Below are 13,331 nucleotides of genomic sequence, written 5' to 3' on the forward strand. Positions count from 1 at the left end.
GCTCAGACGGGCGCATTCTTCTTGATCTCCTTCCAGAGGCCCGGTGTCTCGGCCTCCACCGCCACCGCCCGCTGCTCCTCGCGGCCGTACAGCAGCCCGTACGTGAACGCGCTCTCCCCGGCGGCGTGGGCCACCGCGGACAGCTCGCGCAGGGTCTCGCGGGCCATCACGCTGTCCTGGTGCTCGCCGAGCATGCTCTGCAGTGACTTCATGGACTTGGCCATGGTCTTCGCCGGCTTGCCGAGGGCGGGGCGGGCCGCCTCGGCCGCGTAGCGGGTGCGCTTGGCCTTCTTGCGGGCCTCGTGCAGGCCGAGGTCGCGGTCGTGGCCGGGGGGCTGCTCCATGGCCGTCTCGATCAGGTCGGTCACCTTCGCGAAGTCCTTGCGCACGGCCTTGGCGAGCACCTTCTCCGGCTTCCCGGCCGCCGCCTTCCGCAGCGGCGGGTCGGCGACGAGGGCGTCCAGGGTGTCCAGGAGGTCCAGGTAGCGCTTGGAGTCGAGGACGCCGAGCAGCCGGCGCCGGGAGCCGCGCTCGCCGGCCTCGGCCCAGGCGCGCAGACGGTCGTGGACGGGGCCGGAGACGAGGGGGCGGGGGACCTTCTCCAGGGCCGTCATCAGGCGTTCGGCGAGGACTTCCAGGTCGCGGCCCACGCCCAGTTCCCCGGCCAGCCACTTCAGCTCGTCCGCGACGGGGTCGGTGACCTCCCGGTCGAGGACCTTGCGGAACGAGCGGAAGGTGCTGCGCAGTCGGCGGGTGGCCACCCGCATGTCGTGGACGCCTTCGTCGTTGTTCAGGCGTACGGCGGGGTCGAGCTCGACGATCGCGTCCCGCTGGGCGCGGACGTAGGCGAGGATGTGGTCGCCGGCCGTGACCGGTGCACCGGAGTCCGGCTTCGGCGGGTGGGGTTTGCCGCCCTTGGTCTCGGCCAGTGCGCGGGCCAGTTTCGAGGGGGACTTCGACGGCCGTACGCCTGCCTTGCCCAGCCGTTTCTCCACCTTGTCGAGGAAGGACGGGTCGACGCCGTCGGCGAGTTCCACCTCGATCTCGGTCCACTGGGCCTTGCCCTCGCCGCCGAAGAGCCGCTCGGCCCGGACGCGGTCCACGCTCACCTCGGCGAGCAGGGCGCCGTCCGCGTCGACGAGGTGCTGGATGTCGCGGGCGGTGCGCAGCCGGATCACGGGGACCAGCTGGCCTTCGCGGACCCTGGAGCGGGCCAGGGCGGCCAGTTCGTCGGGGACGGTGTCGGAGAGCGGGGCGTGGATCTCGTCGCGGATGCCGGGCGCCACCGGGAGTTTGAGGTGCCAGCCGGCGTCGCTGCCTCCGGTGCGGCGGCGCAGGGTGACTCCGGCCGAGACCAGGCGCAGGTCGGAGGTGTCGTAGTAGGTCGCGTCGAGTTCGGCGGTGCCCTTGTCCACGACGTTCGCCACGCCGGCGACTCCGGTCAGGTCGGGCAGTCCACTCTCATCGGATTCGTACTTGCGCTCGATTTCACGCTTCGCATCCGCCATGAACCGAATCTAGTGGCCCCCGGCACCGGAGGGACAGCGGGCACAGTAGGTAAATCGGAAGAAACATGAAAATGAGGGTGAGGTGAACGCGCGGGAAACGGCGCGTTCACCTCACCCTCAGAGCGTCCGGCTAGGCCGACATCGGGCGCTGCACCCTGATCGACTGCAGCAGCCCCACCGCCACCCACACCGCGAACATCGACGTGCCGCCGTACGACACGAACGGCAGCGGAAGGCCGGTGACCGGCATGATCCCGAGGGTCATGCCGATGTTCTCAAAGGACTGGAACGCGAACCACGCCACGATCCCCGCCGCCACGACCGTGCCGTACAGCTCGGTCGTCTCACGGGCGATACGGCAGGCGCGCCACAGGACGACGCCGAGGAGCACGATGATCAGGCCCGCGCCGACGAAGCCCAGCTCCTCCCCCGCCACCGTGAAGACGAAGTCGGTCTGCTGCTCCGGGACGAACTGGCCGGTGGTCTGCGAGCCGTGGAACAGGCCCGCGCCGGTCAGGCCGCCGGAACCGATGGCGATCCGGGCCTGGTTGGTGTTGTAGCCGACGCCCGCGGGATCGAGGTTGGGGTTGGCGAAGGCCGCAAAGCGGTTGATCTGGTACGCGTCCAGGATGTGCAGCTGCCAGACCGCGATCGCGCCCAGCAGGCCGGTCGCGAGCAGGCCGAAGATCCAGCGGTTGGAGGCGCCGGAGGCCAGCAGCACGCCAAGGACGATGATGACCATGACCATGACCGAGCCCAGGTCGGGCATGAGGAGCACGATCAGGATCGGTACGGAGGCGAGGCCGAGGGCCTGCAGCACCGTGCGGTGGTCGGGGTACTTCTTGTCGCCGGCGTCGACCCGGGCCGCCAGTATCATCGCCATCCCCAGGATGATCGTGATCTTGACGAACTCGGACGGCTGGAGCGAGAAGCCGCCGCCGAGCACGATCCAGGAGTGCGCGCCGTTGACGGTGGAGCCCAGCGGGGTGAGTACGGCGAGGATGCCGAGCACCGACAGGCCGTAGAGGATCGGTACCGCGTTGCGCAGCTGGCGGTGGCCGATCCAGACCGTGCCGATCATCAGGGCGAGTCCGATGCCGGTGTTCATCAGGTGCCGGATCAGGAAGTAGTACTGGTCGCCCTGGTTGATCTCGGTGCGGTTGCGGGTCGCCGAGAACACCAGCAGCGAGCCCAGCAGGGACAGGGCCAGGGCCGCCATCAGCATCGGCCAGTCCAGGCGGCGGGCCAGCGAGTCACGGGCGAAGACCCGGGTCCAGCCGGCCCGCGCGGGACCGTATCCGGAGACGGAGAAGCTGTTGACGCCGGTCATGCCGGGAACCTCCCACCAGAAACGCTCGTCACGTCGGCATCCTCCGGCTTCCCCTTCCGCGCGCCCGCCTTCGGGTGTTGCGGTTGCCCGTCGACGGTGAGGACGTGGCGGCCGGGGTCTGCTGGCCGCCGGCGCCCTTGTCGCCCTGCTGGCTCGCCTGGAAGTCCTTCGCCGGGTCCTTGGAGATCTTCGGCGAGGCGATGGTGCCGTCCGTGCGGATCTTCGGCAGGCCCTGCTGCGGGGTGGGCAGCAGCGCCTTCGACTTGTCGATGGAGCCGTCGGCGCCGACGCCGTACAGCGCGCTGTAGATGTTGCGGACCGCCTCACCGGAGGCACCGGAACCGGTACCGGCCTGGGCGATCGTCATGACCACCGTGTAGTCCTTGGAGTACGTGGCGAGCCAGGACGTGGTCTGCTTGCCGTAGACCTCCGCGGTACCGGTCTTGGCGTGCAGCTCGATCTTGTCCTGCGGCCAGCCCTGGAACTTCCAGGCCGCGGTACCGCTGGTGATGACGCCCGCGAGGGCCTTGTCCATGCCCTGGAGCGTGGCCTGGGTGACCGGGAGCCTGGCCTTGACCTTCGGCTTGATCTCCTTGACCGTCTTGCCGTCGGCGCTGACGATCGCCTTGCCGATGGTCGGGACGTACTCGGTGCCGCCGTTGGCGAGCGCCCCGTAGATCATGGCCTCCTGGATCGGCGTGACGAGGGTGTCGCCCTGGCCGATGGAGTAGTTGATCGAGTCGCCCTCGCGCATCTTGTTGCCTTCGAGGCAGTTCTCGTAGGCGATCTTCTCGACGTAGGTGCCGTCCTTCTTCCCGGACTTGCACCAGGCGTCCTTGTTGGCCTTCCAGTAGTCGAGCTTCCACTGGCGGTCGGGGACGCGGCCGGTGACCTCGTTGGGGAGGTCGACACCGGTCTCCTTGCCGAGGCCGAACTGGTGGGCGGCCTTGTAGAAGTAGTCCTTGGGCTGGCCCTGCTTCGGGTTGATGCCGCCGTCCTTCTTCCACTCACGGTCGGCGAGACCGTAGAAGACGGTGTCGCAGGAGACCTCGAGCGCGCGGCCCAGCGAGATGGGGCCGAAGTTCTCGCCCTCGAAGTTCTTGAAGACCTGGCCGCCGACCGAGTACGAACTGGTGCAGGGGTAGCCGCCGTCCCACACGTAGCCGGCCTCGACCGCGGCGGCCGTGGAGACCACCTTGAAGGTCGAACCGGGCGCGGACTGACCCTGTATGGCCCGGTTCAGCAGCGGGTAGTCGGAGTCCTTGCCGGTGAGGGCCTTGTAGTCCTTGGCGGAGATGCCGCCCACCCAGACGTTCGGGTCGTAGGTCGGCGCGGAGGCCATGGCGACGATCCGGCCGGTCTTGGCCTCCATCACGACGACGGCGCCGGAGTCGGCCTTGTAGTTCTCACCGGTGATCTTGTCGTACTGGGTACGGGCGATCTTCATCGCGTTGTCCAGCTCGTACTCGGCGACCCGCTGCACCCGGGAGTCGATGCTGGTGACCAGGTCGGAACCGGGCTCGGCGGCGTCGGAGGCGGCCTTGCCGATGACCCGGCCGAGGTTGTCCACCTCGTAGCGGGTGACGCCGGCCTTGCCGCGCAGTTCCTTGTCGTACTCGCGCTCAAGTCCCGAGCGGCCGACCTGGTCGGAGCGCAGATAGGGCGAGTCGGTGTTCTGGGCCTGCTGGATCTCGGCGTCGGTGACCGGGGAGAGATAGCCGAGGACCTGTGCGCTGTTGGACTTGCCGGGGCTCGCGTAGCGGCGCACGGCCTCGGGCTCGGCGGTGATACCGGGGAAGTCCTCGGCGCGCTCGCGGATCTGCAGGGCCTGCTTGGCGGTGGCCTTGTCGGTGATCGGGATCGGCTGGTAGGGCGAGCCGTTCCAGCAGGGCCGGGGGGTATTGGAGTCGCAGAGCCGGACCTTCTGCATGACCTCCGTGGGGCTCATCCCCAGGACGCCCGCGAGCTTGGTCAGGACCGCCTTGCCGTCGTCCTTCTGCTTGAGCAGGTCGGTACGGGAGGCGGAGACGACCAGCCGGGTCTCGTTGTCGGCGAGCGGGACTCCGCGCGCGTCCAGGATCGAACCGCGTACGGCGGGGTCGACGACCTGCTGGACGTGGTTGCCGGAGGCTTCCTTCTGGTACTCGGCGCCCTGCCGGATCTGCAGGTACCACAGGCGGCCGCCGAGGGTGCCGAGCAGGGAGAGGACGAGGATCTGGATGACGACGAGACGGATCTGGACCCGTAGGGTCCGACCGGTCTCGGGAATATTGGTCACTGGGTTGCCTCCCCCTCTCAGTGATGTGTGTCTGTGTCATATACGACGAAGCTGTGGGCGGCGTCACCGGGGCGCCGGGTGAACTCCCGTGCACTCACAGGCGCTTGACCCCCTTGATCCGGCCGACGCGAACGCTGCGGCTGCGGGCCCTCGCCTTCAGGGAGCCGAGGCCGCCGCGCTGGCCGCCGACGCGCAGCCCGGTGCCGGAGGAGAGCCAGCCGGAGGAGATGTCGCCCGCCTTGGTGCCGGAGTTGGCCTCCGTCAGCGGGTCGTTGTCGGCGCGGCGGGCCAGCGCCATGATGCCGGGGACCACGAAGGGGGCGAGCAGCAGGTCGTAGAGGGCGGCGGTGATCAGCAGGCTGGTCATGCCGACATGGCGGGCGGCGGTGTCGCCGACGAGGGCGCCGACGCCCGCGTACAGCAGGGTGGAGCCGATGGCGGCGGCGACCACGACGACCATCGGCCCGGTCGCGGACTTCAGCCGCCCGTTCTCCGGCTTGGTCAGGCCCGCGAAGTAGCCGACGACGCACAGCACCAGGGCGTAGCGGCCTGCCGCGTGGTCGGCCGGCGGGGCGAGGTCGGCGAGCAGTCCGGCGCCGAAGCCGACGAGGGCGCCGCCCACATGGCCGTACACCATGGCGAGGCCGAGGACGGTGAGCAGCATCAGGTCGGGGACGGCGCCGGGCAGGTGCAGACGGCCCAGGACGCTCACCTGGAGCACCAGGGCGACGACGACCAGGGCGGAGGAGAGCAGGATCCGGTTGACACGCATGGGGATTGAGCTCCTACTGCTGCTGGCCGGTGGTGTTGGTCGCGTTCGCGTTCGCGGACGGGGTGACGGTGACGGTCACCGTCGGGGTCGGGGTCGGCTTCGGTTTGGCCGGGAGCACCTCGTCGCGCGGATCCTTCTTCGGTGGCTCGACGACCACGCCGACGATGTCGAGCTTGGTGAAGGACGCGAACGGCGTGACGTACAGGGTGCGGGTGAGGCCGCCGTTGGACGGGGCGACGCTGGAGACCGTGCCGACCGGGACACCGGGCACGAAGGGCCGGTCGGCCTGGGAGCCGAAGGTGACGAGCCGGTCGCCCTTCTTCACCTCGGCCTTGCCGTTGAGGAGTTCGACGCGCAGCGGGCGGTCGCCCTGGCCGGAGGCGAAGCCGAGTTCGTCGCTGCCCTCCATGCGGGTGCCGACGGTGAAGTCGGGGTCGTTGGCGAGCAGGACGGTGGAGGCGTCCGGGCCGACGGTGGTGACGCGGCCGACCAGGCCGTTGCCGTTCAGCACGGTCATGTCCCGTTTGATGCCGTCGTTGGCGCCGACGTCGATGGTGATGGTCCAGGAGAAGCCCTGCGCCGACCCTATGGCGATGACCTGGGCACCCTTGATGCCGTACTGGCCCTCGCCGGCCATCTTCAGCATCTTGTCGAGCTGGCTGAGGCGGCTGCGGTTGCGGTCGTCGCTGCCGAGCTTCGCCTTGAGGGTCGCGTTCTGCTTCTCCAGGCGGGCCAGCCGGTCGTGCCGTTCGCCTGAGTCGCGGACGGCGGAGACGGCGTTGCCCACCGGGTCCACCACCGTCGACATGCCGTTCTCGATCGGGCCGAAGACCGCGGCCGCGGCCTGCCGGGCGCCGTCGACCGGGGAGTTCCTGCCACCTCGGATGTCCACCGTGATCAGCGCGAACGCGATGGCGATCAGCAGCACCAGGAGCAGCCGGCTCTCTTTCGTGTCCCTCACGTGCGGCGGCCGTGCCTTCCTCAATAGGAACTTAAGTGAGCTTGTTTTGTGAGTCGCAGGGAAGTCGGGGGCGGAGCTCGTTCGTGTGAGCCTATGCCTCCATATCAACGATCCGCCGTACGAGAGGAGATCATCTCGTACGGCGGAATCGAAGGGTTACGTCATCTGCGCGGCTGGGCGTCCAGGACCTGCTGGAGCGCCTCGAATTCCTCGACGCACTTGCCGGAGCCGAGCGCCACGCTGTCCAGCGGGTCCTCGGCGATGTGGATCGGCATGCCGGTCTCCCGGCGCAGCCGCTCGTCCAGACCGCGCAGCAGTGCTCCGCCGCCGGTCAGAACGATTCCCCTGTCCATGATGTCGCCGGACAGCTCCGGCGGGCACTTGTCGAGCGTTGTCTTGACGGCGTCGACGATGGCGTTGACGGGTTCCTCGATCGCCTTGCGGACCTCGGCGGCCGAGATGACCACGGTCTTCGGTAGCCCGGACACCAGGTCCCGGCCGCGGATTTCGGTGTGTTCGTCGTCGTCGAGGTCGTACGCCGAACCGATCGTGATCTTGATCTGTTCGGCCGTCCGCTCACCGAGAAGGAGGCTGTACTCCTTCTTGATGTGCTGGATGATCGCGTTGTCCAGCTCGTCGCCCGCGACACGGATGGACTGGGCGGTGACGATGCCGCCCAGCGAGATGACCGCGACCTCCGTGGTGCCGCCGCCGATGTCCACCACCATGTTGCCCGTGGCCTCGTGGACCGGCAGGCCGGAGCCGATGGCGGCCGCCATGGGCTCCTCGATGATGTGCACCTGGCGGGCACCGGCCTGCGACGACGCCTCGATCACCGCGCGGCGCTCGACACCGGTGATACCGGAGGGCACGCACACGACCACCCGCGGCCGCGCCAGGTACCGCCGCTTGTGGATCTTCAGAATGAAGTAGCGGAGCATCCGCTCGGTGATCTCGAAGTCGGCGATCACGCCGTCCTTCAGCGGACGGACGGCGACGATGTTGCCGGGCGTGCGCCCGATCATCTTCTTCGCCTCCGCGCCGACTGCGAGAATTCCACCGGTGTTCGTGTTGATCGCGACGACGGACGGCTCGTTGAGTACGATCCCGCGACCCCTGACGTACACCAGCGTGTTGGCGGTCCCGAGGTCGACAGCCATGTCACGGCCGATGAACGACATTGAGTTCCCCATCAGGATTCGTCTGGCCTTCCCGGGAGCTTTTGAGGGCATTTCAGGTCGGCGAAGCGGGTGCTGTGACGTGAAGGCTTCCATCGTAGACGCGCCTGCACGAACACTGCGCGAGGGTCTTCGCCATTGTCACCATGTACGGGGGCGCCTCGCTTGTGGAGACGGGCCAACGGGGCCACTCGTTCCCCCGATCGGCACGCATATGCCGAGGGACGGCCGAAATCATTCGACCGCCCCAGGTCACGCCGCCCATCGGACTGACGCCCCGTCAAAAATATCCACGAAAACTCCGTAAGGGGCGCGTCCGCCCCGCGGAGCTAGGGCCTGTTCGGGAAGAAGATCTTGATCTCGCGCTCGGCGGACTCCTCGGAGTCGGAGGCGTGGATCAGGTTCTCGCGGACGATCACACCGAAGTCGCCGCGGATGGAGCCCGGCGCGGCGGCGATCGGGTCGGTGGGGCCGGCCAGCGCGCGGATGCCCTCGATGACCCGCTCACCCTCGACGATCAGGGCGACGACCGGGCCGGAGGCCATGAACTCGACCAGCGGCTCGTAGAACGGCTTGCCGACGTGCTCGGCGTAGTGCTGCTCCAGCGTCGCCCGCTCCAGGGAGCGCAGCTCCAGCGCGGTGATCCGCCAGTCGGCCTTGCGCTCGATACGGCCGATGATCTCGCCGGTCAGGCCCCGACGGACGGCGTCGGGCTTGAGGAGGACGAGGGTGCGCTGAGTCACGTGAGGGGCTCCTTCGCGGTACTTACGTGTGCGGTGAGGAGAGGCTACAGGGCGGCCCTGGGCGCCCGTCACGCAGCGTCAGCTCCCGAGGCCGTGGACCGGGCCGCCTCTGCCGCGAAGCGCGCCTTCGCCTCGTCGATCTTCCTGCCGTAGTGCACCGACGCCCACCACAGGGCGGCGAAGACCACGCCCAGGAAGTACATCGTCGGCACGAAGAAACCGGAGGCGATCAGCGCGATCTGCAGGGCCCAGCCGAGGACGATGCCTCCGGGCCGGGTGAGCACACCGCACAGGGCCACGCAGAGGAACATCGCGATGCCGCTGACCAGCCACACCGTGGAGGTGGACAGGTCGGGGTCCTTCATGGCGACCAACGCGGCGAAGCCGATGACGAAGAACTCGCCGATCAGGGTGGAGGAGCAGAGCGTACGCATCGTCAGACCCTCCCGAGGAGCAGCCGGGCCTCGCCGACCGTGATGACCGAACCGGTGACCAGCACACCGGCGCCCGCGAACTCGCCCTCCTCCTCGGCCAGCGTGATCGCGGCCTCCAGGGCGTCGGGCAGCCGCGGCTCGACCTGGACACGGTCCTCGCCGAACACCTCGACGGCGACCGCGGCCAACTCGTCCGAGTCCATCGCTCGGTGGCTGGAGTTCTGGGTGATCACGACCTCGGCGAAGATCGGCTCGAAGGCCTCCAGGAGGCCCCGGACGTTCTTGTCGCCGCTGGCCCCGACCACGCCGATCAGCCGGCTGAAGTCGAAGGCCTCGCCGACGGCCTCGGCGGTGGCGCGGGCGCCGGCCGGGTTGTGCGCGGCGTCCAGGACGACGGTGGGAGAGCGCCGTACGACCTCGAGCCGGCCCGGCGAGGTGACCGCGGCGAACGCCTTGCGGACCGTGTCGACGGCGAGTGGCTCGGGGCGCTGGGAGCCGACGCCGAAGAACGCCTCCACGGCCGCCAGCGCGACGGCCGCGTTGTGGGCCTGGTAGGGGCCGTGCAGGGGGAGGTAGACCTGGTCGTACTCGCCGCCGAGGCCGCGCAGGGTGAGCAGCTGGCCGCCGACGGCCACCTGGCGGGCGACCACACCGAACTCCAGGCCCTCGCGGGCCACGGTGGCGTCCACCTCGACGGCCTTCTTCAGCAGCACCTGGGCCGCGTCCACCGGCTGCTGGGCGAGGATCACGGTCGCGTCCTGCTTGATGATCCCGGCCTTCTCGCCGGCGATCTCGGCGGTGGTCCCGCCGAGCCGGTCGGTGTGGTCGAGGTCGATGGGGGTGACGACGGCTACGTCCCCGTCGATCACGTTGGTGGCGTCCCAGGAGCCGCCCATGCCGACCTCGACGACGGCCACGTCGACCGGGGCGTCCGCGAAGGCCGCGTACGCCATGGCGGTGAGCACCTCGAAGAAGGAGAGCCGGTACTCCTGTTGGGAGTCGACCATCTCGACGTACGGCTTGATGTCCTGGTACGTCTCGATGAACCGCTCGGCACCGATCGGGGCGCCGTCGAGGCTGATCCGCTCGGTGATCGACTGCACGTGGGGGCTGGTGTAGCGGCCGGTGCGCAGGTCGAAGGCGCCGAGCAGGGCCTCGACCATGCGGGCGGTGGAGGTCTTGCCGTTGGTGCCGGTGATGTGGATCGAGGGGTACGACCGCTGGGGCTCGCCCAGCACGTCCATGAGGGCGGCGATCCGGGTGACCGACGGCTCCAGCTTGGTCTCGCCCCAGCGGGTGGCCAGCTCCGCCTCGACCTCGCGAAGGGCCCGGTCGACCTCGGGGTCCTCGGGGCGGGCCGGGACGTCGGCCTGCGCCGGGCCGCCCTGGGTTCGCAGGGTCCGGCTGCCGGCCTCGATCACCGCGAGATCGGGGTCGCGTTCCGTCTCGGCCTCGATGATCTCGTCGAAGCTCTCATTGGGGTCGCGCGGGGGCAGATCACTCACGGCACCAGTCTACGGAGCCCGGCGCACGCCCGGCGGGCCAGGAGGGCCAGGAGGGCTGGGAGGCGTCATGGGCCCCGGGGCGGGCAGGGTCTGCGCGCACCAGATGGTCTTGCCGACGGAGGTCTGCCGGGTGCCCCAGCGCTGGGTGAGCTGGGCGACCAGCAGCAGGCCGCGGCCGCCCTCGTCGAAGACTCGGGCCCGCCGCAGGTGGGGGGCGGTGCTGCTGCCGTCGGAGACCTCGCAGATCAGCATCGTGGTGTCCCGGATGAGCCGCAGCTGGATCGGGGTGCCGCCGTAGCGGATGGCGTTGGTGACCAGCTCGCTGACCACCAGTTCGGTGGTGAAGGACAGATCCTCCAGCTGCCAGGCGCCGAGCTGGTCGGTGGTCAGGATCCGGGCCCGGGCGACGTGCTCGGGGTCCGCCGGGATCTCCCAGGTGGCCACCTGGTCGCAGGGCAGGGCGTGGGTGCGGGCGAGCAGCAGGGTGACGTCGTCGGCGGGTTCGCCGGTGCGCAGCGCGCCCACCACGTGGTCGCAGGTCGCCTCCAGCGACTCCCCGGGCATCGCCAGCGCACGGCGGAGCCGGTCGAGACCCTGGCTCAGGTCGAGGCTGCGGGAGTGCACCAGGCCGTTGCTGAACAGGGCGAGGGTGGTGCCGTCGGCGAGGTCCAGCTCGGTCGTCTCGAAGGGCAGTCCGCCGAGCCCGAGCGGGGGGCCGGCCTGGCCGGGGGCCTTCTCCACCGCGCCCTGCGGGGTGATCACGAAGGGCAGCGGATGGCCCGCGCTGGCGACGGAGCAGCGCCGCGAGATCGGGTCGTAGACGGCGTACAGGCAGGTCGAGCCCATCTCTCCGGCCGGTTCCAGGGCGCCGTCGTCGAGGTGGAGGACGAGGTCGTCGAGGTGGGTGAGGAGTTCCTCGGGCGGCAGGTCGACGTCGGCGAGGGTGCGGACCGCCGTGCGCAGCCGGCCCATGGTGGCCGAGGCCTGGATGCCGTGGCCGACGACGTCTCCGACGACCAGGGCCACCCGGGTGCCCGACAGCGGGATCACGTCGAGCCAGTCGCCGCCGACTCCGATCCGGGTGCCGGTCGGCAGGTAGCGGTAGGCGATGTCGACGGCCGGCCGGGCGGGCAGGCCGTGCGGCAGCAGGCTGTGCTGGAGGGCCAGCGCGGTCTCGCGCTCCCGGGTGTAGCGCCGCGCGTTGTCGATGGCGGCCGCGGTCTTCGCGGCCAGTTCCTCGGCGTCGGACAGGTCGTCCTTCTCGAACGGCGGGGAGTCCCGGGTCCGCCAGAAGGCGATCACCCCCAGCGGGACGCCCTGCGCCGACAGCGGCGCGGTGATCAGCGAGCCCATGCCGTACGCGAGGAGCCGGTCCGCGCACCGGGTGTCGGTGGCCCACCCCGCGGGGGCGGTGCGCAGGTCGGAGTGGAGGGCCGCGCCGGTCCCGGGGGCGGCCAGGCAGGGGGCGGCCGGTGCGCCGACCGGGTCCAGCGGCGACTCGTCGCGGATGCCGCCCCGGGCGACCCGGCGCAGGACCGCGTCATCGTCGTTCGCCGGCTCCCCGCCGGTCAGGACGGCTGCCGCCAGGTCGACGGTGACGTGGTCGGCGAAGCGGGGGACGGCGACCCGGACGAGTTCGTCGGCGGTGCGGCGCACATCGAGGGTGGTGCCCACGGCCGTACCGGCGTCGTAGAGCAGTCTGAGGCGCCGGTGGCTCTTCTCGAGGGAGGCGGCCATGGTGTTGAACGCCCTCTCCAGCTGCCCGATCTCCCGTCTGCCGGAGAGCGGCACCCGGGCGCTCAGGTCACCGGCGGCGAGCCGGGTCGCGGTGCCGGCCATCCTGCGCACCGGCCAGACGATCACCCGGGTCACATAGGCCCCGTAGCCGACGATCAGGATGACCGCCCCCGCGACTCCGACGGACGCGGCCAAGGTCAGCATGTCCATCCGGCGCTCGAGGGCGTGCTCGCGCTTGTTGATGACGACACGCTCGGCGACGAGATAGTCCAGCAGCTCGTTCCGGAGCGCGTCGACGCGCCGCTTGCCCTCCATCGTGCGTGCCGTACTGCTCGCGGCGGGGTTGCCGTGCCGGACCTCGTCGACGAGCGGGACCGAGTAGTCGTCGATGAAGGACTGCCCGTCCTGCCGGATCCGAAGGGCGAGCCGGCGCAGGTCGGGGGAGGTGCTGAGGTCCACGAGCCGCTGCGCCCGCGCAGGGAACGCGGCCCGTGCCGCCCGCCAGGGCTTGAGGAACTCGTCCTGCCGGGTGATGACGTAGCCCCGCTGGCCGCCCTCCATGTCGAGGAGGGTCTCCTCGACCACGCCGACCTGGTCCAGGGCCGGCCTGCCGCTGCGCACCGACAGCAGGGAGCCGCGGGCGTCCTGGATGGCCATCAGCAGCATCAGGAAGACGAGGCCCATGAGCACGGCGAGAAGGCCGCCCGCGACGGCCGTCAGGGGGACCAGTCCCCTGTGCGGAGGTGTCTTCGTTCGGCCCCTGCGCAGCATGCGGACGTTCCCTCCGCCACAAAGCACCAGAACGGGACATTAAAGTCATGTCCCTACTTTTGGATTGTAGGGCGGTGACGGGCCCCCGCTTGGTGACGGGTAAAACGCTCGCAG

The 13,331-nt window shown here is 70.0% G+C and carries 10 protein-coding genes; all 10 read right to left on the reverse strand.

Annotated features, from left to right (window positions below; genetic code table 11):
- Positions 1-2 precede the first annotated feature (2 nt).
- Positions 3-1,508, reverse strand: a complete 1,506-nt coding sequence (locus ACZ7OO_RS13530; protein ID WP_471504479.1) for a CYTH and CHAD domain-containing protein — start codon at positions 1,506-1,508, stop codon at positions 3-5.
- 130 nt (positions 1,509-1,638) lie between these two features.
- A complete protein-coding gene (gene rodA / locus ACZ7OO_RS13535; protein ID WP_471504481.1) occupies positions 1,639-2,838 on the reverse strand; it encodes a rod shape-determining protein RodA in 1,200 nt (399 codons plus the stop codon).
- Between the two features lie 28 nt (positions 2,839-2,866).
- A complete protein-coding gene (mrdA, locus tag ACZ7OO_RS13540; protein WP_471504483.1) occupies positions 2,867-5,116 on the reverse strand; it encodes a penicillin-binding protein 2 in 2,250 nt (749 codons plus the stop codon).
- A 94-nt stretch (positions 5,117-5,210) separates the two neighbouring features.
- Positions 5,211-5,888, reverse strand: coding sequence for a rod shape-determining protein MreD (gene mreD / locus ACZ7OO_RS13545; RefSeq protein WP_471504485.1), 678 nt, complete (start codon positions 5,886-5,888; stop codon positions 5,211-5,213).
- Between the two features lie 13 nt (positions 5,889-5,901).
- Positions 5,902-6,849: a rod shape-determining protein MreC gene (mreC, locus tag ACZ7OO_RS13550; protein ID WP_471504487.1), complete on the reverse strand. Its 948-nt coding sequence runs from the start codon at positions 6,847-6,849 to the stop codon at positions 5,902-5,904.
- Positions 6,850-7,010: 161 nt separating this feature from the next.
- Positions 7,011-8,030 (reverse strand): rod shape-determining protein, encoded by a 1,020-nt coding sequence (locus tag ACZ7OO_RS13555; RefSeq protein WP_189314032.1) that lies wholly within the window; start codon positions 8,028-8,030, stop codon positions 7,011-7,013.
- 326 nt (positions 8,031-8,356) lie between these two features.
- Positions 8,357-8,770, reverse strand: coding sequence for a nucleoside-diphosphate kinase (gene ndk, locus ACZ7OO_RS13560; RefSeq protein ID WP_471504488.1), 414 nt, complete (start codon positions 8,768-8,770; stop codon positions 8,357-8,359).
- A 68-nt stretch (positions 8,771-8,838) separates the two neighbouring features.
- Positions 8,839-9,204, reverse strand: coding sequence for a DUF4233 domain-containing protein (locus ACZ7OO_RS13565; protein ID WP_471504490.1), 366 nt, complete (start codon positions 9,202-9,204; stop codon positions 8,839-8,841).
- A 2-nt stretch (positions 9,205-9,206) separates the two neighbouring features.
- Positions 9,207-10,709 (reverse strand): bifunctional tetrahydrofolate synthase/dihydrofolate synthase, encoded by a 1,503-nt coding sequence (gene folC / locus ACZ7OO_RS13570; RefSeq protein WP_471504491.1) that lies wholly within the window; start codon positions 10,707-10,709, stop codon positions 9,207-9,209.
- Between the two features lie 9 nt (positions 10,710-10,718).
- Positions 10,719-13,217: a SpoIIE family protein phosphatase gene (locus tag ACZ7OO_RS13575; RefSeq protein ID WP_471504493.1), complete on the reverse strand. Its 2,499-nt coding sequence runs from the start codon at positions 13,215-13,217 to the stop codon at positions 10,719-10,721.
- Positions 13,218-13,331 lie beyond the last annotated feature (114 nt).

The organism is Streptomyces sp. NPDC111744 (genome assembly GCF_055634995.1).